Genomic DNA, 23,072 nt, shown 5'->3' with positions numbered 1-23,072 from the left:
AACCCGCCCGGTTCAGAGGAGCTTGCCGAAGACCTGCTCGACCACCCGGGCCGCGGCCTTGCCGTCGTCCAGGGGGCAGAACTGGTTCACGAAGGCCTCGTACCGCTCCCTGTGGGCCTCCTGGACCCCGTCGATGTCGCGGATCGAGTCGATGACCTCGTCGGAGGTGCGCAGCAGCGGGCCCGGGGCGGTCTCGGCGAAGTCGAAGTAGAACCCGCGCAGGCTGTCGCGGTACTCCTCCAGGTCGTAGGTGAAGAACAGCATCGGGCGGCCGGTGTTGGCGAAGTCGAACATCAGCGACGAGTAGTCGGTGATGAGGATGTCCGTGACCAGGAACAGCTCCTGGATCTCGGGGTAGGCCGAGACGTCGAAGACGAAGTCCTTGCCCACGTTCGGCACCCGGTCGACGATGTTGGGGTGCCTGCGGAAGAGCAGCACGTGGTCGTCGCCGAGGGCGTCGTACAGCCGCCGCAGGTCCAGGTGCAGGTCCAGCTTGTACTTGCCGACCGAGTAGAACTTGTCGTCGCGCCAGGTGGGCGCGTAGAGGATGACCTTCTTGCCCTCCGGCAGGCCCAGGCGCTCGCGGACCGCCTCCGTCACCGCCTCGCGCTCGGGGCGGTGGAAGATGTCGTTGCGCGGGTAGCCCGTCTCCAGGATCTCGTTCTCGAAACCGAAGGCGCGGCGCAGGATCGGGGTCGCCCAGGGGCTCGGGGAGACCAGGTAGTCCCACTGGTTGGTCTCGTGCCGGAGCCGGTCGTGGTAGTTGCGGCCCGCGAACTGGACGTGCTCGATGTCGAAGCCGATGCGCTTGAGCATCGACCCGTGCCAGGTCTGCACGACCTTCTGCCCGGGCTGCTTCTCGAACCACATGGGCAGGTGGGCGTTGGAGACGATGAACTCCGAGCGCGCCAGCGCCTCGAAGTACTCGCGGCTCGTGTGCCGGACCTCGGTCAGCCCCGGGGGCAGGGTGATCTGGCGGTTGCGCACCATCCACGACATCGGCGTCTCCACGCCGCGGCGCCGCAGTTCCTCGTACATGTCCCGCGGGCTGTCGGAGAACTGCTTGCCGGTGTAGCTGTCGAAGACGATGCCGGGCTGCACCGGCTTGCGGCGCAGCTTGGGGTAGACCTCCTCGCGCAGGACCTGCTGCGCGTAGGACCCCTGCTCCTCCGGACGCAGCACCGAGCCCAGGCGCAGCACGGGCCACCCGCGGCCGTCCGGCTTGAGCTCCAGGTCGAAACCGCCCTCCTTCTCGGGGGCGGGGAACTTGGCGGTGCGCAGCTCCCGCGAGAAGCCGATCCGGCGGTCGTCCCACTGGTTGTCGCCGGTGGCGGTGCGCAGCAGGAAGCGGTAGTTGCCGGGCGTGAGGGGCACCTTCGTGCCGAAGTTGGGGATCGCGGTGGGCGGGACGACGGCCGAGAACCGGCCGTCCGCGGCCTCCACCGGGAACAGGTGCTCCTCCATCCGGCCGACGGCCTTGACCACCAGGGACAGCTCTCCCGTGGGGGTCTCGGGGAAGTCGCCCCGCAGGTTGAGGACGTCGTCGTCCCAGGAGACGGCGGTGAGCAGGGGCTGGGGCCGCTCCACCCGGACCCTGGTCCGCCCGGCGAAGTCGGAGAGCACCCGCACGCTCAGGCCGGAGTGCGCGTAGCGGCCCTCGGGTCCGCCCTCGGCGAAGGGGATCCACCGGGAGCGGCCGGAGCCGTCCCTGAGGTGGACCGACCAGTCCTCGTAGGGATCGCTGCCCGCGATGGCGTCCCTGTCCTGGTAGCCGTCGGTGAGGGCGGCCAGGTCGGCGAGCACGCGCACGGACGCGCCGTCGGTCTCCACCTTCGCCGGGACCTCGACGTCGCCGGGGAAGCGCTGGACGTAGGCGCTCAGGCCCTCGGCCGGGGTTCCCGTCGCCCGGCCGCTCAGGACCAGGGAGGAGCCCTCGACCGCGGAGCCGTCCAGGACGACCGCCGGGCGCTCGACGGTCAGGCGCAGCTCGAAGTCGTCCACCCAGTGCGGGCGGGCCCACACGCCCGGCCGGACCTGCTCGGGGCCGAGCATCCGGACGTCGGCAGCGGCGGGCTTCTTGAGGCGGTCCACACGGCGGAAGCCGCGGTTGACCACGCCCAGCTCCACGTACCAGTCGCCCTCGTCCCCCAGCTCGGCGGGGTCGATGACGATCCGGTAGCCGCCCCAGTCCTTGCGGGAGGTGGCCACCGTCGGGGCGAGCCGGAACTCGTTGGCCTGGTGCGTGGTCGTGTTCAGCCGCACGCGCCTGCCGTCCTCGGCGTTGACCGCCCAGGCGCGGACCTGCTGCTGGAGGCGCTTGTTGGGCCGCAGGTACTTCAGGCAGACCCGGCCCCCGACGACGAGCTTGCCGTCGACCCAGGTGAGCTCCTCGGCCTTCTGGCGGAGCTTGAGCTCCGAGCGCACGCGGTAGACCGAACGCGGCACGCCCTGGGCGGGGTCGTCCTTGAACGGGTAGTCCGCGTAGTAGCGGATCCCGTGCCGGACGATCTTGGCCTTCTTGTGCTCGGCGCTCTTGTTGAAGACGATGACCTCGCGCAGCTGCTCGACCTTGCGCTGCCGGATGAGGTGCCACTTGAGGCGCTCGATGGCGGGGAGGTCGCGCAGCACCTTGTCGTCCACCTGGTCCAGGTAGGCGTTGCCGAGCTCGACGAGCCGCCGGGTGAAGTCCGCGTCGGCCCGGTCGAGCACCTGGAGGAAGAGGCGCAGGTCGCTGCCGAGCGCCACCGCGTCCCACCGGCGCTTCTGGAGGGGCGGCTGGTTCTCCCTGAGGAAGTCGCTGACCTTGGTGACCGCGCTGACGCGGTCCTCCAGTGCCTGGGGGCGCAGCCGGTCCTGGGTGATGGACTTGTCGTCGCTCGGGCGCTCGCGCCAGAGGTAGACGGGCGCGGAGAGCACGTCCACCGACTCGGCGAGGAAGTGCAGGGGGATGGCCACGGGGATGTCCTCGTGCAGGACGCCGACGGGGAAGGTCATCCCGTGCTTGTCCCAGAAGGAGCGGCGCCAGACCTTGTTGGTGGCCAGCCGGTCCACCAGGAGCGTGTCCTCGCGCGTGATGTGGGTGCCGGTCTTCGCGGTGCGGAAGATCCTGCGGTGCATCGGCGACTGGCGCGTGCCCAGCTCGTTGAGGCGGTGGACGTTGCCGCTGGAGAAGTCCGAGCCGCTCCGGCGCAGGCTCTCCAGGTGGTAGCCGAACGCGTAGGACGGGATCACGTCGTCGCTGTCCACGAAGGTCAGGAAGTCGCCGCGCGCGTGCTCGATGCCGGTGTTGCGGGCGGCGCCCAGGCCGCCGTTCTCCTGCTGGATCAGCCGGAAGCGGGGGTCCTGCTCGGCGTACCGGGCCGCGATGGCCGCGCTGCCGTCCGGGGACCCGTCGTCCACCATCACGACCTCGAGATCGTCCCACGTCTGCACCTGAAGGGAGCGCAGGCACTCGTCGAGATACCTCTCGACGTTGTAGATGGGTACGACGACACTGAGTGCGACCACAAATGACTCCAAGGCTCCGCGGATCCGAACACACCCGTCGCACAGCGGAGGTCGCGCCAGCGCGCGCCCGGTCTACCGGGTGTGGGGGGAGGGTGGATCAGGCTCCCGCTCCTGTCGGCCCGCAGAGACGGAACGGCTGACAGGACAGGACAAGGTGGGCAAAGTAGAACCCAGGTTAACCCATGACTTCAAACCGTCTGGAATTACGTGAACTTCCTCCCCGCCCGGACGGAAGGGATTGCGAGGGGGCCGCCGGGTCGGCGCGGGGGAGGCGAACCCTTCGTCCGCGGGCGCGAGGACGGGGGCACACGCCCGCGAAAGCGCTCCCACCTCGGAGGTGTCGGCCGCGGGAGGGCCCGGCCGCGGAGGCCGCCGGGAACGCGCCGGGGGCGTCCGCCGCGGCGGTCCGCGGCCCGTGCGCCCGGGGGCGGCTGCGCACCTTGGATCCCGTCACTCCCGGCCGTGACACACGACACTTCACGGCGGTTCGGGGTCCTCGGCAGGTCAGGGCCCCTGAAAGCCCCGGACTCCCGCGGGGCCGGGGCGCGGGCGCGCACCGGCTCCCGTCGCCCCGACAGCGGACGGCGGCCGTCCCCCGGGCGGGGGGACGACCGCCGCACGGCGTCCGGGGGCCTACTCGCCCCTCCACACGGGGGCGCGCTTCTCGGCGAAGGCCGCCGCGCCCTCCATGGCGTCGTGGCTGACGAACACCGGGCCCGTCAGCTCGTTCTGCTTCTCCCACATCCGCTCGGTGGACCAGTCGCCGGAGGAGGTGATGACCTCCTTGGACACCCGCACCGCCAGCGGGCCGTTGGCGGTGATGCGGGCCGCCAGCTCGCGTGCGCCCTCCAGGGCCCCGCCGCTGGCGGTGACCCGGTTGACCAGCCCGAGTTCGGCCAGGCGCGGGGTCTCGACGAAGTCGCCGGTCAGTGCGAGCTCCATCGCGATGTTGCGCGGGATGCGGTGCTGGAGGCGCAGCAGGCCGCCCGCACCGGCGACCAGGCCGCGCTTGACCTCGGGGATGCCGAACCTGGCGTCCTCGGCGGCCACGACCAGGTCGCAGGCCAGCACGGCCTCGAACCCGCCCGCGAGGGCGTACCCCTCCACGGCGGCGATCAGCGGCTTGCGCGGCGGGCGCTCGGCGAAGCCGCCGAACCCGCGCCCCTCCACCAGCGGGACCTCGCCGCGCATGAAGGCCTTGAGGTCCATCCCGGCGCAGAAGGTGCCGCCCGCGCCGGTGATGATGCCGACGCTCAGATCCTTGCGCGCGTCGAGGTCGTCGAGCGCCTCGGCGACGCGGGCGGCGACCGCGGCGTTGACCGCGTTCCTGGCCCGGGGCCGGTTGATGGTGATGACGGCGACGCCGTCCTCGGCGGTGTAGAGAACCTCGTCGGACACGGTGCCCTCCCTACTTCGGCGGCATGCGCAGCGCGCCGTCGATGCGGACGACCTCGCCGTTGACGTAGCTGATCTCCATCAGGGCCCGGGCGAGACGGCCGAACTCCTCTGCGGTGCCCAGGCGCTTGGGGAAGGGCACCGGCGCGGCCAGGCGCCGCTTGAACTCCTCGGCGGCCTCGCCCTCGCCGTAGATGGGCGTCTCCAGGATGCCGGGGGCGATGGTGTTGACGGTGATGCCGACGGCCGCGAGGTCGCGGGCGGCCGGGAGGGTCATGCCGATGACGCCGCCCTTGGAGGAGGAGTAGGCGATCTGGCCGATCTGGCCCTCGATGCCCGCGAGGGAGGCGGTGTTGACGATGGAGCCGCGCTCGCCGTCCTCGTTGACCGGTTCGGTCTTGGCGATCTCGGCCGCGGCCAGGCGCAGCACGTTGAAGGTGCCGATGAGGTTGACCTGGATGACCTTCTGGTAGCTGTCCAGGTCGTGGGGGTTGCCGTCGCGGTCGACGGTGCGGGTGGCCCAGCCGATGCCCGCGCAGGACACGGCCGCCCGGAGGGGCCTGCCGGTGTCGACGGCGGCCTGGACCGCGGCCTTGACCTGGTCCTCCCGGGAGACGTCGGTGCGCACGAAGACACCGCCGATCTCCTTGGCGACGGCCTCCCCGCGCTCGGCGTTGAGGTCGGCGACGACGACGGTCGCGCCCGCGGAGGCGAGCTCCCTGGCGGTGGCCTCACCCAGGCCACTCGCGCCGCCCGAGACGAGGGCGGAGATTGCGTTGAGATCCATGGCGGAACTCTACAGAGGATGCGACCTCCACACTAGAACCGGGTTCGGTTAATTGCGGGTAGCCCCTCCGAACAGGACTTTCGTCCGGAATCCGGAGTTCTTCGTGGAACCTCCGCGCACCGTCGTCACGGAGCGCTACCGTCCTGTCATGGCGATGACGACCGCATTAGCATGGGCTCAGGAATCGACCCGGGAGGTTTCGATGACCGCTGAGCCGCTCCCCGACTGGTTCATGCCCCCGCCCGGCGGCTGGACCGCCGACGACATGGACAACCTTCCCCCGGGAGTGCCCCGGATGGAACTCATCGACGGAGCGCTCATCGTGATGTCCCCCCACACGTGGTTCCACGGCGAAGCCATGTACACCCTCATGCACGAGCTCCGTCTCGCCGCTCCTGAGGGGTTCTCGGTCATCCAGGAGATGACGGTGAAGCTGGGCAAGCACCAGCGCCCGGAGCCGGACATCGTCGTCTACCGCCGACCGTCGGAACCGCTCGCCGAACGGCGCAGGCGCACCCACGTCGCTCCGGAGGACGTCGTCCTCGCGGTCGAGGTGGTGTCCTCCGAGTCGCAGTTCCGGGACCGGGAGGTCAAGCCGAAGAAGTACGCCGAGGCTGGCATCCCGCACTTCTGGCGGGTCGAGGACGAGGGAGAGCGCACGGCGATCCACGTCTACGAACTCGACGAGACCACGAAGAGCTACGTGGCCAAGGCGATCGTCCGCGACCGGTTGAAGACGGACCTGCCGTTCGACATCGACATCGACGTCACCGCGATCGCGATGGAGGACTGACCTCCCGGACGGCCCCGCACGGGAGAACCACACCGTGACGACAACGGCATGGCGCACGGCACACTCCGGCCGCGCGCCGCCGCTCCCGACGGGGCCGCCTGCCCTAACTCCTGCCGAAACGCCCCAGACGGCGCTGCCGGCGCCGCTGGTGCCACCGGGGCAACGCCTCCCGGGCCAGGTCCGCGGCGCCGATGAGGCCCGCCTCGTTGCCCAGTTCGGCCGCCGCCACCCGGGCCTCGGGACGGTAGCCGCGCCCCGTGAGGTTGCGCCCGAACGCCTCCCTCGCGGGCTCCAACAGCAGATCCCCCGCCTCGGACACGCCGCCGCCCACGATGAACAGCTCCGGGTCGAACGCCGCGGCCAGGTTGGCCAGACCCGCGCCCAGCCATCCCCCGCCTCGCGCATCAGCTCCACGCACGCGCGGTCGCCCTTGCGCGCCAGCTCACTGACCAGCGGCCCGGTGATCTGCGCGGCGTCGCCGCCCACCGCCTGGTGCAGGGCGTCCGCCACCGGCGACTGCGAGGCCACCAGCTCCCGCGCCTCCCGCGTCAGCGCGTTGCCGCTGGCGTACTGCTCCCAGCAGCCCCGGTTCCCGCACTCGCAGCGGTGTCCGCCCGGCACCACCGTCATGTGCCCGAACTCCCCGGCCAGTCCGTACCGGCCCCGGTGCAGGTTCCCGTCGAGCACGACCGCGCCGCCGATGCCCGTGCCCAGGTTCACCACCACGACGTTGTCCACGCCCCGGCCCGCCCCGGCGCGCACCTCGGCCCAGGCGGAGGCGTTCGCGTCGTTCTCCACCACCACGGGCAGCCCCAGCCGCAGGGCCAGGGCCTCGCGCAGCGGCTCACGGCGCCAGGACAGGTGCGGGGCGAACAGCACGTTGGCCCGCCGCTCGTCGACGAAACCGGCGGCGCCCACGCCCACGGCGCGGACCCGAAACTCCCGGCGCAGCTCCCGCACCACCGAGACGATCGTGTCCTCCACCACCACCGGGCTCTTGCTGCGTTCGGGGGTCTCCGTGCGCAGCCGGGCCAGGATGCGCCCGCCGGGCGTCACCACACCGGCGGCCACCTTCGTCCCACCGATGTCCACCCCGATCGTCAGGGCGTGCCCGTACCGCGTGTCCGCCACCGTGACCAACTCCAGCGTCCCGGACCCGCGCTCCGCGGGTCAGCCACACATGAGAACGCGCGCCCGGCCGTCCGCGTGCCCGGACGCGCGTGCAGGCTCGGGCGTCGGCGGGGTCCCGGGGGTGTCGGACGTGCGATCGCCAGGAAGGGGCCGCCGCACGGCAGGCACCGAAGGCTCCCGCCTCCGAGACGCCCGAGCACGGGGCGTCGAGCCCCGAAGAAGTCCCGCCCTCAGCCGAGTGCGGAGCGCACCACGGCGGCCAGCCGCTCGGCCACCGCGGTGGCCTGCTCCTGCTCCGGAGCCTCGACCATGACCCTGACCTTGGGCTCGGTCCCGCTGGGCCGGATCAGCACCCGGCCGGTCTCGCCCAGCTCCTCCTCGGCCTCGCGCACGGCCGCCGCGAGCTCCGCGGAGTCCTTGGCGCGGGCCTTGTCCACGTCGGGCACGTTGACGAGCACCTGCGGCAGGCGGGTCATCACCTTGGCCAGCTCCGCCAGGCCCTGCTCGCGGTGGGCCATCGCGGCCAGCAGGTGCAGGCCGGTCAGGACGCCGTCCCCGGTGGTGGCGTGCTCCAGCAGGATCACGTGCCCGGACTGCTCACCGCCCAGGCCGAACCCGCCGCGCTTCATCTCCTCCAGCACGTAGCGGTCGCCCACCGCGGTCTCCACCACGGTGATGCCCTCCCGCTCCATCGCCAGCTTCAGACCCAGGTTGGACATGACCGTGACCACGAGCGTGTCCTGGGCGAGCCTGCCCTCCTCCTTGGCCTCGGTGGCCAGGATCGCCAGGATCTGGTCGCCGTCCACCACGCGGCCCTCGGCGTCCACGGCCAGGCAGCGGTCGGCGTCGCCGTCGTTGGCGATACCGGCGTCCGCGCCGTGCAGGCGGACCGCCTCCTGGAGCACCTCCAGGTGGGTGGAGCCGCACCCGTCGTTGATGTTGTGGCCGTCCGGCTGGTCGCCGATCGCCACGACCTCCGCGCCCGCGCGGCGCAGCGCCTCGGGCGCGACCAGGGCGGAGGCGCCGTTGGCGCAGTCCACCACGACCTTGAGGCCCTTGAGGCTGTGGGGCACCGAGGCCAGCACGTGCTCGACGTAGCGCTCGGCGCCGTCGTCGGCGTCGGTGACCCGGCCGACGAGGTCGCCCACGGCGGGGGTGGAGGGCACGCCGAGCATCCCCTCGATCTCCTCCTCCAGGGCGTCCTCCAGCTTCTGGCCGCCCCGCGCGAAGAACTTGATGCCGTTGTCGGGGGCCGGGTTGTGGCTGGCGGAGAGCATCACGCCGAAGTCAGCGCCGAGCGCGCCGGTCAGGTAGGCCACGGCCGGGGTGGGCAGCACGCCCACGCGCACCACGTCCACACCGGTGCTGGCCAGGCCCGCGACGACGGCGGCCTCGAGGAACTCGCCGGAGGCGCGCGGGTCGCGGCCCACCACGGCCTTGGGCCGCGCCCCGTCGCCGCCGCGGGTGAGCACCCGCGCCGCCGCGACGGACAGCTCCAGCGCGAGGGCGGCGGTCAGGTCCCGACCGGCGACACCGCGTACACCATCTGTTCCGAACAGCCGAGCCACAGGCGGACAGCCCCTTTCGAAGACGGCGCCGGGTCGCGGCGCCGGTGGAGTAGCGAGGGTGGCCCAGACAAGCCACCGGGAAAACCGAAAGCCCGTACGCCGTCCCCGGTGGTGGGAACGGCGTACGGGCCGAAGCTCAGCCGAGCGGGTGCCGGCGCATGAGCACTAGCGCTTGGAGAACTGGGGAGCCTTGCGCGCCTTCTTGAGACCGGCCTTCTTGCGCTCCACCTCACGGGCGTCGCGGGTCAGGAAACCGGCCTTCTTGAGGGTCGGGCGGTTGTTCTCCGGGTCCAGGGACGCCAGCGCGCGGGCGATGCCGTGGCGCAGGGCGCCGGCCTGGCCGCTGGTGCCGCCGCCGTCGAGACGGGCGAAGACGTCGTAGGCGCCGTCGAACCCGAGGGAGACGAACGGCTCCTTGATGGTCTGCTGGTGGACCTTGTCCGGGAAGTACGCCTCAAGCGACTTGCCGTTGACCTTCCACTCGCCCGCTCCGGGGGCGATGCGGACACGGGCGACGGCCTGCTTGCGGCGACCGGTGCCGGCGCTGGGGCCGGACGCGGTGGGGACGTAGGCGGCGGCGTTCTCGTCGGACTCGCTGGTGTACTCGGAGGGGAACTCCTCCGGGTTCTCCACGTACTCCTGCTCGACGTCTTCGATGCCGGTGGGCTCGACCACGGTTCTCCTCGTGCTCTCTGTAAAAGTCTGCGAACGCCTAGGCGGGCTGCTCGATCTTGGTGATTTCGAACGCAACCGGCTGCTGGGCCTGGTGCGGGTGCTCCGGACCGGCGTACACCTTGAGCTTCTTGGCCATCTGGCGGCCCAGGGAGCCCTTGGGGAGCATGCCCTTGACGGCCTTCTCGATGGCCCGCTCGGGGTTCTTCTCCAGCAGGTCGGCGTAGGAGACGGAGCGCAGGCCGCCCGGGTAGCCGGAGTGGCGGTAGGCGCGCTTCTGCTCCAGCTTCTTGCCGGTCAGGGCGACCTTGTCGGCGTTCACGACGATCACGAAGTCGCCGGTGTCGATGTGGGGCGCGTAGTACGGCTTGTGCTTGCCCCGAAGCAGCGTGGCAACCTGGCTCGCCATACGCCCGAGCACGAGATCGGTAGCGTCGACAACGTGCCACTGACGCTGGACATCGTTTGGTTTGGGGCTGTATGTGCGCACGATCGTTTGCCTTCGCTCTTCAGTCGGCTGCCCCATCCCGTGCGGGAATGGAGGACTCGTATACACACCCGCGGTTGCGGGGGCGTCTGGCCGGATATCCCGTGCCATGTCACAGGACTCTCCGAATGGTGAGTGCGCAGACGATGGTGCGTGGATCGGCGCCCGGTGGTCGGGGCCCACGGCAACTCAACGCACAACGACGGAATATCCTACCTGGCCACCGCCGCGCAGGTCAAAGCCAGCGGCGGGGCGGACCGGCCGGACCGCGCTCGGCGGGGAAAACACCGGCACGGGGTCACATCCGTGACCTCTCCGTCTTTTATTATGCCCGTTGCCGGGAGTGCTTCGTCCTGTTCCCGCCCCCGCGTTGGCTACGCTTGCACCGAAAGGCCGGTCTGCTCCCGTGATGACGGGCACCGACGCGACCTTGGAGACGCCCGTCACGGTCGCCGACACCACGGGAACCCGGAACGGACGGCACCGCGCGGCCCAGGCCACGTGCCGGTGGACCGCGGCCCAGTCCCACCCCCAGAGCCCTCGGAGACTCCCATCAGTACCCATCCGAACCAGCCACAGTACGGTCCCGACGGCAGACCCGTCGGACCGGAGGCCGGTGACGGCCAGGACCTGCTCGGGTCATCGCCCTCCCACGCCGAGGGCCAGCATCCCACATCGGGGCCGCAGCAGACACACGGCGCGCCCCCGTCCGGCCAGCATCCCCCGTACCCGCAGCACCACCACTCCCCCACGCAGCCGAGCGGCCCCCAGATCCCGCCGTACGGCCAGGCAGGGCAGCCCCAGGGCGCGCCCGGCTACCCCGGCGGCCAGGGCGGGCCGAGCGGCCCGCAGGCTCCGCCCCAGCCCCCGAGCGGTCCGCAGAACCCCCAGATCCCGCCGTACGGCCAGGCAGGGCAGCCCCAGGGCGCGCCCGGCTACCCCGGCGGCCCGGTGGGCGCGCCCACCGGCGGCCAGGCCCCCGCGCGTCCGGGGCAGCCGCAGCAGGGCACCGGCGGGCAGCAGGCGCCCGCGCACCCCGGACAGCCGCAGCAGGGCACCGGCGGCCCGTTCCCTCCGCACGGCGCCCCCACCGGCGGCCAGGCGCCGATGCGGGCGCCCACCGGCGGGCACCCCTCGCACCAGGCCCCCACCGGCGGCCACCCGGGCATGGGCCAGCCCTCGGGCCCGCACGCGCCCCCCGCACAGAACGCCGCCCCGGGCCAGCCCGGACAGCACGGCCAGCCCCTTCCACCCGGGGCCCTCCCGCCGGGCGCCCCCGTGCCGCCGCACGCCCCCGGCCACCGGCCCGGACCCCAGGGCCCCGTTCCGGGGCTCCCCCCCGGCGCGCAGGGCGTACCGCAGGGCCGTCCCGGCGCTCCCGGCCACCCCGGAGCGCCCGTCGGCCCTCCCCCGGGCATGCCCCCCGGTTCGGCTCCCCCGTCCGCCCAGCAGGCCTTCCAGGCCCCGCAGCAGCCCCCCGCCGCGCTCCCGGCGCCCGTCCGGGAGGAGCCTGTGTTCCCCCCGGACGCGATGGGCGCCACGCAGCACATCAGCCCCGTCCCCGCCTCGCCCGGCGGACGCCCCCTGTTCCGGGACGAGGTCCCCGACGACGCCGGTGTGGACACCGCGCAGTTCGACGCCCAGGGGATCAACGACTACGACGACTACGACGGCTACGACAACGACGACGACTACCGCTACGGTGACGGCGGCGCGGACGCGCGCGCCCGCAAGCGCCGGATCATGATGATCGCCGGTTTCGCCGTGCTGCTGGTCCTGGCGGGCGGCGGGACGTTCTTCCTCGCCACCAGCATGGGCTCGGGCGGCGCGAACGCCGCGACCGTCGCCGACGAGGCCGACGACCCGGGCGCGCTCGACGTCGAGGCCCTCTTCCCCGAGAGCATGGAGGTCGAGGGCCAGGGCACGTTCACCCGCGTGGCCGTCGAGGACGCCGAGGACTGCGCCGCCGGGGCCCACGGCGACTACGGCCAGGTGCTCGCCGACAACGAGTGCCGCCAGATGGTGCGCGCCTCCTACCTCAGCGAGGACGAGGGCCACGCGGTGACCGTGGGCGTCGCCGCCATGCCCACCGGCGAGGAGGCGGCCACCGCGATGGAGGCACAGGACCTGGTGGCCACCCAGTGGTTCGCCGGTCTGCCCGGCGAGGAGGGCAGCCCCGCCGAGCGCCTGGGTCACTCCGGCGGCCACGGCAGCAGCGGCCAGTGGGGCCGCTACCTGCTCTTCTCCCTGGCGGCCAACAGCGACGGCACCGAGGAGGGCGCCGAGAGCGAGTCCGCCACCGAGCTGCGCGCCATCAGCGAGGGCTTCCTCCAGGAGGCCCACACCAGCCTCAGCGAGAACCGCGGCTGAGCGCTCACCCGCACCCGCGAGGGGCACCCGGCTTCCGGGTGCCCCTTCTTCGTGTCCACGGGCGGGTTCCGTCAGCGTCCGGGGCGGGCAGGAGTCCCGGCGGGCCGGTCCGCGAGCCCGGGAGGAGAGCATGACGATGACAGAACCCGCCGAACGGATCCGGCGCGTCGCGATGGAGCTGACGGCGCAGTCGGAGTCGGGGCTGGCGTACAGCACCAACGAGTTCGACATCGAGCGGTTCCACCGCGTCGGCGCCCTGGCCCGCGACCTGATGCAGCTGGTGGCCGCCGGGGAGCTGCCCGGGTACGAGCGCGGCGTGGCCTCGGCCGCCGGTTACACCACGCCCAAGCTCGACGTGCGCGGCGGCGTCTTCGACCCCTCCGGACGGGTGCTGCTCGTCCGCGAGATCTCGGACGACCACCGCTGGACCCTGCCCGGCGGGTGGTGCGACGTCCTGGAGAGTCCCAGTCAGGCGGTCGAACGCGAGGTCCGCGAGGAGGCGGGGCTGTCCGTGCGGGCCGTCCACCTCGCCGGGGTCCTCGACCGGCACCTGTGGCCCCACGTGCCGGTCTACGACCGCCACATCTACAAGCTCCTCTTCGTGTGCGCGCCGCTGGCCGACTCCGACCCCGCCTTCATCACCGCGGAGACCGGCGTCCCCGCCCCCAGCACCGCGGAGGCCGGCGCCCCCGCCTCCAGCACCGCCGAGACCAGCGCCAGAGCCTGGTTCGACGTGGACGACCTGCCGGAGCTGTCGGTGTCGCGGGTGCTGCCCGAGCAGATCGCTCTGCTGCACCGGCACTGGATGGATCCGGGACCGGCACACGTCGACTGAGGCCGCGAGGGGCATCCGGGAGACCGGTGCCCCTCCCCTTGTCCACAGGCCGGATTACGCGCTTTCCCGGAGCCCTGCTCAGCTCTAGCCTGGTAAAAGGGGGGACTCCCTCCCCGCCGCCCCGTGCTGCCCGCGCTCTCGGAGCCGCCCCTCAGGCCGAGTGGCCCCGGCACGGCAGCTCCCGCACGCGACGGGTCGCCGAGGCGCGCACGGCCAGCTCCTCGTCGGCCGGGTAGCGCACCTCCTCCAGGCTGAGCCCCTGCGGCCCCACCACGTGCACCGACGAGTCCCGCGTACCGGCGCCGAGCACCTTCCCCGGCCAGTCCGCGTCCCTGCGCCCGTCGCCCACCGCCAGGAGCGCGCCCACGAGCGCGCGCACCATGTTGTGGCAGAACGCGTCCGCCTGGATCGTCCCGTGCAGCAGGTGCTCGTCCACCCGGGTCCACTCCAGGCGCAGCAGCTCCCGGATGGTCGTCGCGCCCTCGCGCCTCTTGCAGAACGCCGCGAAGTCGTGCTCACCCACCAGGCGCTCCGCCGCCGCGTTCATCCGGTCCGCGTCCAGCGGGCTGCGGTGCCACAGCACGTCCCGCCGCAGCAGCGGGTCCACCCCGTAGGGCGCGTCGCTCACCCGGTACAGGTACCGCCGGAACAGCGGCGAGAACCGGGCGTCGAACCCGGGCGGCGCCAGCCGCGCCGCGCGCACCCGCACGTCCTTGGGCAGCACCCCGGCCAGGCGCCGGAGCACGCGCTCCCCCTCGCTCTCCCACGTCCGCGCGGGGATGTCGGCCTGCGCCACCTGCCCCCGCGCGTGCACACCGGCGTCCGTGCGCCCCGCGCACGTCAGCGACACCTCCGGCAGGCGCAGCACCCGCGCCAGCGCCGCCTCCAGCTCGCCCTGCACCGTGCGCCGGCCCGGCTGCGCGGCCCACCCGGAGAAGTCCGTGCCGTCGTAGGCCACGTCCAACCGCACCCGGACCGTCGTCTCGTCCATAACCCGCCACTCCTCCGCGTCCACGAAAAAGACGAGTGCCCGACCCCCGCGGGGATCGGGCACTCGCCGAGCGGTGCGTGCGCGGGACGCGTTCGCGTCCCCGCGCCCCACACGCTACTTGTCGTCAGCCGGGCCCTCCGCCTGGGCCGTCTCGTCGGCCTTGGCGGTCTGGTCGGAGGTGGTGTCCTCCGCCGGCTGGTCGCCGGCCTCGTCCGCCACGGCGGTCGCGTCGGCCTTGGGCTCCTCGGCCTCCTGCGCCGCGGGCTTGGCGGCCGGGGCGGCGGCCTGGGCGCTCAGGGCCTCGACCAGCTCGATCACGGCCATCGGGGCGTTGTCGCCCTTGCGCGGACCGATCTTGGTGATCCGGGTGTAGCCACCGGGACGGTTCTCGTAGCGCGGGCCGATCTCGGTGAAGAGCTCGTGCACGACGGCCTTGTCCGTGATCTTGGTCAGGACCTGGCGGCGGGCGTGCAGGTCACCGCGCTTGCCGAGGGTGATCAGCTTCTCCGCGTACGGGCGCAGGCGCTTGGCCTTGGCCTCGGTGGTGCGGATGCGGCCGTGCTGGAACAGCGAGGTGGCGAGGTTCGCCAGGATGTGCCGCTCGTGAGCGGGCCCGGAACCCAGACGGGCGCCCTTGGTAGGCGTGGGCATGGTGTCGTTCTCCTAGTGATGCGGTCCGCGGCCGCACTCGGCCGGGGACCATGTGGGCGACGAAGGTCGGTTAGTACTGCTCCGTCTCGACGAAGGACTCGCCCTCGTCGTCCTCGGAGCTGTAGGAGTCGGCCGCCGAGCTGGGGTCGAATCCGGGCGGGGAGTCCTTCAGCGACAGGCCCATGTCGACGAGCTTCTGCTTGACCTCGTCGATGGACTTGGCACCGAAGTTGCGGATGTCCAACAGGTCCTGCTCGGAGCGGGCAACCAGCTCACCGACGCTGTGGATGCCCTCACGCTTGAGGCAGTTGTAGGACCGGACCGTGAGGTTGAGGTCCTCGATCGGCAGCGCCAGGTCCGCCGCCAGGGCGGCGTCCGTGGGCGACGGGCCCATGTCGATGCCCTCGGCGTCGACGTTGAGCTCACGCGCCAGACCGAACAGCTCGACCAGGGTCTTGCCCGCGCTGGCGACCGCGTCCCGGGGACGGATGGCCGGCTTGGTCTCGATGTCCACGATCAGGCGGTCGAAGTCGGTGCGCTGCTCGACACGGGTGGCCTCGACCTTGTAGGTCACACGCAGGACCGGGGAGTAGATGGAGTCGATCGGGATGCGGCCGATCTCCTGCCCGGCCTGCTTGTTCTGCGTCGCCGAGACGTAGCCGCGGCCGCGCTCGACCGTCAGCTCCATCTCCAGCTTGCCCTTGCCGTTGAGCGTGGCGATGTGCAGGTCGGGGTTGTGCACCTCGACACCGGCCGGCGGAGCGATGTCCGCGGCGGTCACCACACCGGGGCCCTGCTTGCGCAGGTACATCAGCACCGGCTCGTCGTGCTCGGAGCTGACGACCAGGCCCTTGAGGTTGAGGATCATCTCGGTGACGTCCTCCTTGACACCGGGCACGGTGGTGAACTCGTGCTCGACGCCCTCGATGCGGATGCTCGTGACAGCCGCGCCGGGGATGGAGGACAGCAGGGTGCGCCGAAGCGAGTTGCCGATGGTGTAGCCGAAGCCCGGCTCCAGCGGCTCGATGACGAACTTCGAGCGCAGGTCCGAGGAGGCTTCCTCGGTGAGCGTGGGACGCTGTGCGATCAACATGGTCCGTGTCTTCCCTTCCACATGGCCGCCCGCTATTTGACGGCCACCCGGCGGACACCACGTCGGTGTCCACTACTCGGATTCCTACCCCGTCCGCGCGGTTCCCCCGCAGGGGGGCGCGCGGAACCAGGCGCGGCGCCCGCGCGGGTAGGTGCGCGGGCGCCGGTGCGGGATCAGACCCGGCGGCGCTTGGGCGGACGGCAGCCGTTGTGCGGAACCGGCGTCACGTCCTGGATGGAGCCGACCTCCAGCCCGGTCGCCTGGAGCGAGCGGATGGCGGTCTCCCGGCCCGAGCCCGGGCCCTTCACGAAGACGTCCACCTTGCGGACGCCGTGCTCCTGGGCGCGGCGGGCAGCAGCCTCGGCGGCCATCTGCGCGGCGTAGGGGGTCGACTTGCGCGAACCCTTGAAGCCCACCTGGCCGGAGCTGGCCCACGAGATCACGGCACCGGTCGGGTCGGTGATGCTCACGATCGTGTTGTTGAACGTGCTCTTGATGTGAGCGTGCCCGTGGACAATGTTCTTCTTTTCCTTGCGGCGCACCTTGCGCGCGGCACCCTGACGGCCCTTAGGCGGCATGAGCGAAACTCCCAGAGATCATCGGTCCGTTGTCGTTCCCGGACGCGTGCTTACAGTCCAGTCCGAGCGGACTACTTCTTACCGGCCTTCTTCTTACCGGCCACGGTCTTCTTCTTGCCCTTGCGGGTGCGCGCGTTGGTCTGCGTGCGCTGACCGCGGACCGGGAGCCCACGGCGGTGGCGGATGCCCTGGTAGCTACCGATCTCCATCTTGCGGCGGATGTCGCCCTGCACCTCACGGCGCAGGTCACCCTCGACCTGGTAGTTCGAGCCGATCCACTCGCGCAGCTTGACGAGGTCTTCCTCGGTCAGCTCGTAGACGCGCGTGTTGCCGTCGACGCCGGTGCTCTTCAGCGTCTCCAGGGCGCGGGTGCGCCCGATCCCGAAGATGTACGTGAGAGCGATCTCCACCCGCTTGTCGCGGGGAAGGTCAACGCCTTCGATACGTGCCATGTGGGCGAGACTCCTAATGCCCTATGCGGAGGTCTGGCCCGTTCCACCCTCTCGTCGCCCAATCGACGAGGCCCCGGCCTCCGACCGGGGGTGGCTCCCGCGCCGCACTGGCGGCGGGAGTCGGAACAGGTTTTCGTTGTGTCGTGCGCCCGGTGCGGTGCTGGCGCACCGGCCGGGCCGATCGCGGTGTGTGAAGCCGCGGCGAGCGGAGCGGGGGTGACTAACCCTGGCGCTGCTTGTGCCGCGGGTCCGAGCAAATGACCATGATCCGGCCGTTACGGCGGATCACGCGGCACTTCGCGCAGATCTTCTTCACGCTCGGCTTGACCTTCATGGTGACTCCGAACTCATACTCTCCCGGGCCGCGAGGCCCGTGAGGGGCTACTTGTAGCGGTAAACGATGCGCCCGCGCGTGAGGTCGTACGGGCTCAGCTCCACGACGACCCGGTCGTCGGGGAGAATACGGATGTAGTTCATCCGCATCTTGCCGCTGATGTGGGCAAGGACCTGGTGCCCGTTGTCGAGCTCTACCTTGAACATAGCGTTGGGTAGGGACTCGACAACGGAACCCTCGATCTCGATGGCGCCGTCTTTCTTGGCCATGTCCTTCCACGCCTCGCTCATCGTTTGGTTGATCAGGACAACCCGACGCGACCCCAGTGGCCCCGCATGACGCTACGGCCCCGGCAACGGCGGATGGCCGTCACCGACGCCGAGGGACACTGGAAGTTCAGGCCAACTGCAAAAGGCGAACGTCGGTTGGAGGACGTGGCGCGAAGAAGGCAGACTGACCCAACAGCCCGCGTATGGGCAAGGACAGTCTATCCCCTTCCGGCAAGTACTCCTAACAGTCGAACGGAGCACACTACCGCACCGGAACGCGTGCGGGCACGGGCCCCGGACCTAGGGTGTCCCGTCGCCGTCGGAGTGGTGCTTCTGCCCGGCCAGGACCCCCACGGTCACCATGCCCATCACGATGCCCCACGGCCCCATGACCCACAGGAACCACGGGTAGTCGTAGTCGGTGGTGAGGAACAGGATCAGCCAGATGACGAAGCACAGGATGTTGACCCCGGCGTAGAGGGCCCACGGCACCATCAGCGCCGGGTCGCGCATGCTGATCGGAGGGGCCACCGCGAACTCCTCGTCCCGGGAGGAGGCCCCGCGGATGTCCGCGAGGTCGCGCTCGGGGAGGTCGTTGGTGACCGTGGCCAGCTCATCCGTGGTCCTGGCCTTGTAGACGCGGCCGAGGCGGTCGGTGAACTCCTCGTGGTCCAGCCGCCCCTGGGCGAAGTGCTCCTGGAGGAGCTGGGCCACGCGGTCGCGTTCCGCGTCGGACGTTCGTATCGACGGCACCGGGTCGGACACTGCGCGCACCTCGCATCTTCACCCGGAAGCGGCCCCCGCGCTCCGCGCGGGACGAGACCCCTACCAGGTCGGCTGGACGAACCCCATGTCGGCGATTTTATCGCGGTCGGACTCGCGCGCGGTCAGCACGACGGGCCCGTCCGCGGTCACCGCGACCGTGTGCTCGAAGTGCGCGGCGCGCCCGCCGTCGCGCGTCACCACGGTCCAGCCGTCGTCGAGCTGCACCACGTCGTGGCGGCCCAGGGTGGTCATCGGCTCGATGGCCAGGCACATGCCCTCGACCAGCCTCATGCCCTTGCCGCGCTTGCCGTAGTTGAGCACGTGCGGGTCCATGTGCATCTCGGTGCCGATGCCGTGGCCGCCGTACTCGCGGACGTTGCCGTAGCCGCCGTTGCGGGAGATGTGGCCGTCGATCGCGTGGCCGATGTCACCCAGGCGCCTGCCCGGACGCAGTTCGGCGATCCCCTGCCACATGGACTCCTCGCAGACCTCCATCATGCGCAGGTCCTCGGGGCGGCCCTCGCCGACCGCGACGGTGATCGCCGAGTCGCCGTGCCAACCCTCCAGGATGGCCCCGCAGTCGACGGAGATGATGTCGCCCTCGGCCAGCACCCGCTGCGCGCTGGGGATGCCGTGGACGACCTCCTCGTTCACCGAGGCGCAGATGGAGCCCGGGAAGCCGTGGTAGCCCTTGAAGGAGGGGACGGCGCCCGCGTCGCGGATGACCTTCTCCGCGACGGAGTCCAGCTCCAGGGTCGACACCCCGGGCCGCACCGCGGCCCGGAGGGTGTCCAGGGCGCGGGCCACGACCTGGCCCGCCGCCCTCATCCTGGCGATCTGCTCCGGCGTCTTGATCTGCACGTCCGGATCGTTCTTGCCGAACATCAGGAGCCGGCCCCGACCTTGTCGATGGCGGCCTTGGCGCGGGCCGTCACCTCCTCCACGGACCCCGTGGCGGCGATGGTGGCCAGCAGGCCCTCGGCCTCGTAGAACTGCACCAGTGGAGCCGTCTGCTCGCGGTAGACCTCCAGGCGGTGCCGGATGGTCTCCTCGCGGTCGTCCTCGCGCTGGTACAGCTCGGCGCCCTCGTTGTCGCACCTGCCCGCGACCTTCGGGGCGTCGTACTCCACGTGGTACACCTGGCCGCACTCGGGGCACGAGCGGCGGCCCGAGAGGCGTTTGACGACCTCCTCCTCGTCCACCCTCAGCTCCAGGACGACGTCCAGGGTGGTGTCGAGGTCGGAGAGGATGCCCTTGAGCGTCTCGGCCTGCGGGACGTTGCGCGGGAAGCCGTCGAGCAGGAAGCCCGCGGCGGCGTCCTCCTGCGCCAGTCGGTCCCTGACCATGGCGTTGGTGACCTCGTCGGGGACGAGGTCACCGCGGTCCATGTACTCCTTGGCCTTCTTGCCGAGGTCGGTCTTGCCGCTGACGTTGGCCCGGAAGATGTCGCCCGTGGACACCTTGGGGATCGACAGCTCGGACGCGAGGATCTGGGCCTGGGTGCCCTTGCCGGCCCCAGGCGGCCCCACCAATACTGCTCGCATTTATCGCAGAAAACCTTCGTAGTTCCTCTGCTGGAGGTGACTCTCGATCTGCTTCACCGTGTCCAGCCCGACGCCGACCATGATCAGGATGCTCGTCCCTCCGAAGGGGAAGTTCGCACTGGCGCCGGTGGCGCCGAGGGCGACCATCGGCAGGAGAGCGATCACACCCAGGTACAGGGATCCGGGGGTCGTCAGCCTCGTCAGCACGTAGTCGAGGTACTCGGCGGTCGGACGCCCTGGTCGGATACCCGGGATGAACCCACCGTACTTCTTCATGTTGTCGGCGACCTCAGCGGGGTTGAAGGTAATCGCCACGTAGAAGAACGCGAAGCCGATGATCATGACGAAGAACGTCGCCATGTACACGGGGTGGGTGCCGGTGAGGAAGTAGTCCTGCACGAAGGTCACCACGGGATGGGTGGAGTCCTGTCCCATGAGTCCCACGAGCAGCTGCGGCAGGTACAGCAGCGAGGAGGCGAAGATCACGGGGATGATGCCCGCCTGGTTCACCTTCAGCGGGATGTAGGTCGAGCTGCCGCCGTACATGCGGCGGCCGACCATGCGCTTGGCGTACTGCACCGGGATGCGGCGCTGGGCCTGCTCCATGAAGACCACCGCGGTGATGAGCACCAGGCCGGCGATGCAGATGAGGGAGAAGACCCAGATCGAGCGCTCCTGGAACAGCGCGATCATGGAGGAGGGGAACATCGCGATGACCTGGGTGAAGATCAGCAGCGACATGCCGTTGCCCACGCCGCGCTCGGTGATGAGCTCGCCGAACCACATGATGATGGCGGTACCGGCGGTCATCGTGAACACGATGGTCACCAGGGTGAGGATGTCCTGGTTGGGCATGTAGGAGCTGACCGGGATGGCCCCCTGGAACAGGGCGCCCGTCCGGGCCATGGCGACGATGCTGGTGGCCTGGAGGACACCGAGCATGAGCGTCAGGTAGCGGGTGTACTGGGTGATCTTGCTCTGTCCGGACTGGCCCTCCTTCTTGAGGGCCTCCAGACGGGGGATCACCACCGTGAGCAGGTTGATGATGATGCTCGCGGTGATGTACGGCATGACCCCGAGCGCGAACACCGCCAGTTGCAGCAGGGCACCGCCGCTGAACAGGTTGACGAGCGCGTACACACCGGACTGGTCCGAGGAGGTGATCGCCTCCATCTGGTCCCTGATCGCCGCGGAGTTGATACCCGGCGCCGGGATCACCGAGCCCAGACGGAAGATCGTCAGGATGAACAGTGTGAACAGCAGCTTGTTGCGCAGGTCGGGCGTGCGGAATGCACGAACGAACGCACCTAGCACGTCTCCTCCTGCGCAGCTTCGGCGGCGGAACGGGTTCCAGACATCGCGGCCGATCCTGAATCGTCGTAGAACGTCAGCTCCGGGCGGTCGCCCGTTGCTCGGAAGTATTCACAGTACGTCAAGCGATGAACTCAAACAGATGGCACTGTAACAGTGATCACTCGGCAGTTGAGTTCGTGAGTCATAACGATCACCGCTCACAACGCGTGGGGGCGTCCGCCAGCCGGTCCTAGACCTGCCGGGCGAACGCCCCCAGTCGCTCATCGCGGGGAAGACCCCTACAGCTCGGTGGTGGAGCCACCGGCGGCGGAGATCTTCTCCTTCGCCGAGGAGGAGAACGCGTGCGCGCTCACCTGCACGGCGACGGAGATCTCACCCGTGCCCAGCACCTTGACGAGCTGGTTCTTGCGAACCGCGCCCTTGGCGACCAGGCTCTCGACGGTGACCTCGCCACCCTCGGGGTAGAGCTCGCTCAGCCGGTCCAGGTTGACGACCTGGTAGGTCGTCTTGAACCGGGCGTTGCTGAAGCCCTTGAGCTTGGGCACCCGGCGGATGAGGGGCATCTGCCCGCCCTCGAAGCCGGGGCGGACGGTGTTACGAGCCTTCGTGCCCTTGGTGCCACGACCTGCGGTCTTGCCCTTGGACGCCTCGCCGCGACCCTTGCGGATCTTGGCCTTGTTGGAGCCCGGGGCGGGACGCAGGTGGTGCAGCTTGAGCAGCTCGTCGGGGTTGTAGTCGCTCATTCGGCAACCTCCTCGACAGAGACGAGGTGCGCGACGATCGTGATCTGCCCGCGAACCTCAGGGCGGTCCTCACGGACGGTGGACTTGCCGATCCGGCCCAGGCCCAGCGACTGGAGAGCAGCGTGCTGCTTCACCTTGCCGCCGATCTTGGAGCGGGTCTGCGTGATCTTGAGCTTGGCCATGGTCAGGCTCCTGCCTTCGCCTCAGCGCGAGCACGCAGCATGGCAGCCGGGGCGACGTCCTCGATCGGCAGGCCACGGCGGGCGGCGATCTCCTCGGGCTGGTTGATGCCCTTCAGAGCCGCCACGGTGGCGTGCACGATGTTCAGCGGGTTGGACGAGCCGAGCGACTTGCTCAGCACGTCGTGGATGCCGGCGCACTCCAGCACGGCGCGCACGGGGCCACCGGCGATGACGCCGGTACCCGGGGCGGCCGGACGGAGCAGGACGACGCCGGCAGCGTCCTCGCCCTGGACCCGGTGCACGATCGTGCCCTGGATGCGGGGAACGCGGAAGAAGTTCTTCTTCGCCTCCTCGACACCCTTGGCGATCGCGGCCGGGACCTCCTTGGCCTTGCCGTAACCGACACCGACCATGCCGTTGCCGTCGCCGACGACGACCAGGGCGGTGAAGGAGAAGCGACGGCCGCCCTTGACGACCTTCGCGACCCGGTTGATGGTCACGACCTTCTCGATGTAGGAGACACCCTTGTCTGCGGCGCCGCCGCGGCGATCGTCACGGCGATCACGCCGCTCGCCACCGGCGCCGCGCCGCGGTGCTGCAGCCATCAGTGG

The 23,072-nt window shown here is 70.8% G+C and carries 24 protein-coding genes and 1 pseudogene; 3 read left to right on the top strand and 22 right to left on the bottom strand.

Going from position 1 to position 23,072, the window contains the following annotated elements; all coding sequences use genetic code 11:
• Window positions 1-12: 12 nt before the first annotated feature.
• The 3 genes from EV372_RS14130 to EV372_RS14120 all read right to left on the bottom strand — a co-directional run bounded on the left by EV372_RS14130 (window position 13) and on the right by EV372_RS14120 (window position 5,689).
• Window positions 13-3,507: a bifunctional glycosyltransferase/CDP-glycerol:glycerophosphate glycerophosphotransferase gene (locus tag EV372_RS14130; protein WP_130396356.1), complete on the bottom strand. Its 3,495-nt coding sequence runs from the start codon at window positions 3,505-3,507 to the stop codon at window positions 13-15.
• Window positions 3,508-4,140: 633 nt separating this feature from the next.
• Window positions 4,141-4,905, bottom strand: a complete 765-nt coding sequence (locus EV372_RS14125) for a crotonase/enoyl-CoA hydratase family protein (protein ID WP_130396355.1) — start codon at window positions 4,903-4,905, stop codon at window positions 4,141-4,143.
• A gap of 10 nt (window positions 4,906-4,915) precedes the next feature.
• Window positions 4,916-5,689, bottom strand: a complete 774-nt coding sequence (locus EV372_RS14120; protein ID WP_130396354.1) for an SDR family NAD(P)-dependent oxidoreductase — start codon at window positions 5,687-5,689, stop codon at window positions 4,916-4,918.
• Window positions 5,690-5,891: 202 nt separating this feature from the next.
• On the opposite strand from EV372_RS14120, the gene EV372_RS14115 reads away from it, so the two are divergent.
• Entirely contained in the window at window positions 5,892-6,482 is a 591-nt protein-coding gene (locus EV372_RS14115; RefSeq protein ID WP_130396353.1) for a Uma2 family endonuclease, read from the top strand.
• A 103-nt stretch (window positions 6,483-6,585) separates the two neighbouring features.
• Here EV372_RS14115 and EV372_RS14110 read toward each other — a convergent pair.
• The 5 genes and pseudogenes from EV372_RS14110 to EV372_RS14090 all read right to left on the bottom strand — a co-directional run bounded on the left by EV372_RS14110 (window position 6,586) and on the right by EV372_RS14090 (window position 11,420).
• Window positions 6,586-7,613, bottom strand: a pseudogene (locus EV372_RS14110) (ROK family glucokinase).
• Between the two features lie 230 nt (window positions 7,614-7,843).
• Window positions 7,844-9,181 (bottom strand): phosphoglucosamine mutase, encoded by a 1,338-nt coding sequence (gene glmM, locus EV372_RS14105; protein WP_013156147.1) that lies wholly within the window; start codon window positions 9,179-9,181, stop codon window positions 7,844-7,846.
• Window positions 9,182-9,346: 165 nt separating this feature from the next.
• The gene (rpsI, locus tag EV372_RS14100; protein WP_017567323.1) at window positions 9,347-9,856 is read right to left on the bottom strand and encodes a 30S ribosomal protein S9; all 510 of its coding nucleotides are present in this window, start codon (window positions 9,854-9,856) and stop codon (window positions 9,347-9,349) included.
• Between the two features lie 37 nt (window positions 9,857-9,893).
• Window positions 9,894-10,343 (bottom strand): 50S ribosomal protein L13, encoded by a 450-nt coding sequence (gene rplM, locus EV372_RS14095; protein WP_019610106.1) that lies wholly within the window; start codon window positions 10,341-10,343, stop codon window positions 9,894-9,896.
• A gap of 636 nt (window positions 10,344-10,979) precedes the next feature.
• Complete coding sequence (locus tag EV372_RS14090) at window positions 10,980-11,420, bottom strand: hypothetical protein (protein ID WP_130396352.1); 441 nt, start codon at window positions 11,418-11,420, stop codon at window positions 10,980-10,982.
• A 336-nt stretch (window positions 11,421-11,756) separates the two neighbouring features.
• Here EV372_RS14090 and EV372_RS14085 point away from each other — a divergent pair, with 336 nt between their 5' ends.
• Both EV372_RS14085 and EV372_RS14080 read left to right on the top strand, forming a co-directional pair.
• The gene (locus EV372_RS14085) at window positions 11,757-12,710 is read left to right on the top strand and encodes a hypothetical protein (RefSeq protein ID WP_130396351.1); all 954 of its coding nucleotides are present in this window, start codon (window positions 11,757-11,759) and stop codon (window positions 12,708-12,710) included.
• Window positions 12,711-12,846: 136 nt separating this feature from the next.
• On the top strand, window positions 12,847-13,545 hold the full coding sequence (locus tag EV372_RS14080; RefSeq protein ID WP_130398918.1) for an NUDIX hydrolase N-terminal domain-containing protein: 699 nt from the start codon (window positions 12,847-12,849) through the stop codon (window positions 13,543-13,545).
• Between the two features lie 151 nt (window positions 13,546-13,696).
• Here the strand turns inward: EV372_RS14080 and truA are convergent, their stop codons facing one another.
• The 14 genes from truA to rpsE all read right to left on the bottom strand — a co-directional run bounded on the left by truA (window position 13,697) and on the right by rpsE (window position 23,066).
• Window positions 13,697-14,536: a tRNA pseudouridine(38-40) synthase TruA gene (gene truA / locus EV372_RS14075; protein WP_130396350.1), complete on the bottom strand. Its 840-nt coding sequence runs from the start codon at window positions 14,534-14,536 to the stop codon at window positions 13,697-13,699.
• A gap of 114 nt (window positions 14,537-14,650) precedes the next feature.
• Complete coding sequence (gene rplQ / locus EV372_RS14070) at window positions 14,651-15,187, bottom strand: 50S ribosomal protein L17 (RefSeq protein WP_130396349.1); 537 nt, start codon at window positions 15,185-15,187, stop codon at window positions 14,651-14,653.
• A 70-nt stretch (window positions 15,188-15,257) separates the two neighbouring features.
• Window positions 15,258-16,280 carry a DNA-directed RNA polymerase subunit alpha gene (locus EV372_RS14065; RefSeq protein WP_013156139.1) on the bottom strand — a complete coding sequence of 341 codons (1,023 nt, stop codon included), beginning with the start codon at window positions 16,278-16,280 and terminating at the stop codon, window positions 15,258-15,260.
• A gap of 173 nt (window positions 16,281-16,453) precedes the next feature.
• Window positions 16,454-16,858, bottom strand: a complete 405-nt coding sequence (gene rpsK / locus EV372_RS14060; RefSeq protein WP_013156138.1) for a 30S ribosomal protein S11 — start codon at window positions 16,856-16,858, stop codon at window positions 16,454-16,456.
• Between the two features lie 71 nt (window positions 16,859-16,929).
• On the bottom strand, window positions 16,930-17,310 hold the full coding sequence (rpsM, locus tag EV372_RS14055; RefSeq protein WP_013156137.1) for a 30S ribosomal protein S13: 381 nt from the start codon (window positions 17,308-17,310) through the stop codon (window positions 16,930-16,932).
• A 220-nt stretch (window positions 17,311-17,530) separates the two neighbouring features.
• Entirely contained in the window at window positions 17,531-17,644 is a 114-nt protein-coding gene (gene rpmJ, locus EV372_RS14050) for a 50S ribosomal protein L36 (RefSeq protein WP_013156136.1), read from the bottom strand.
• Between the two features lie 47 nt (window positions 17,645-17,691).
• Entirely contained in the window at window positions 17,692-17,913 is a 222-nt protein-coding gene (gene infA / locus EV372_RS14045; protein ID WP_013156135.1) for a translation initiation factor IF-1, read from the bottom strand.
• A 300-nt stretch (window positions 17,914-18,213) separates the two neighbouring features.
• Entirely contained in the window at window positions 18,214-18,678 is a 465-nt protein-coding gene (locus EV372_RS14040) for a DUF1707 domain-containing protein (RefSeq protein ID WP_130396348.1), read from the bottom strand.
• Between the two features lie 60 nt (window positions 18,679-18,738).
• On the bottom strand, window positions 18,739-19,563 hold the full coding sequence (map, locus tag EV372_RS14035; protein ID WP_130396347.1) for a type I methionyl aminopeptidase: 825 nt from the start codon (window positions 19,561-19,563) through the stop codon (window positions 18,739-18,741).
• On the bottom strand, window positions 19,563-20,222 hold the full coding sequence (locus EV372_RS14030; protein WP_197044256.1) for an adenylate kinase: 660 nt from the start codon (window positions 20,220-20,222) through the stop codon (window positions 19,563-19,565). Before EV372_RS14030 ends, map begins: the two co-directional genes overlap by 1 nt.
• A complete protein-coding gene (gene secY, locus EV372_RS14025) occupies window positions 20,223-21,536 on the bottom strand; it encodes a preprotein translocase subunit SecY (RefSeq protein ID WP_019610097.1) in 1,314 nt (437 codons plus the stop codon).
• A 278-nt stretch (window positions 21,537-21,814) separates the two neighbouring features.
• Window positions 21,815-22,279, bottom strand: coding sequence for a 50S ribosomal protein L15 (gene rplO / locus EV372_RS14020; RefSeq protein WP_047869966.1), 465 nt, complete (start codon window positions 22,277-22,279; stop codon window positions 21,815-21,817).
• A complete protein-coding gene (gene rpmD / locus EV372_RS14015) occupies window positions 22,276-22,461 on the bottom strand; it encodes a 50S ribosomal protein L30 (protein WP_013156129.1) in 186 nt (61 codons plus the stop codon). Before rpmD ends, rplO begins: the two co-directional genes overlap by 4 nt.
• 2 nt (window positions 22,462-22,463) lie before the next feature.
• Window positions 22,464-23,066, bottom strand: a complete 603-nt coding sequence (gene rpsE / locus EV372_RS14010) for a 30S ribosomal protein S5 (protein ID WP_013156128.1) — start codon at window positions 23,064-23,066, stop codon at window positions 22,464-22,466.
• Window positions 23,067-23,072: the final 6 nt, after the last annotated feature.

Source organism: Nocardiopsis sp. CNZ308, from assembly GCF_004217075.1.
Note: the sequence above shows the minus strand (reverse complement) of the source record. Positions and strands in the feature narration are given on the sequence as shown.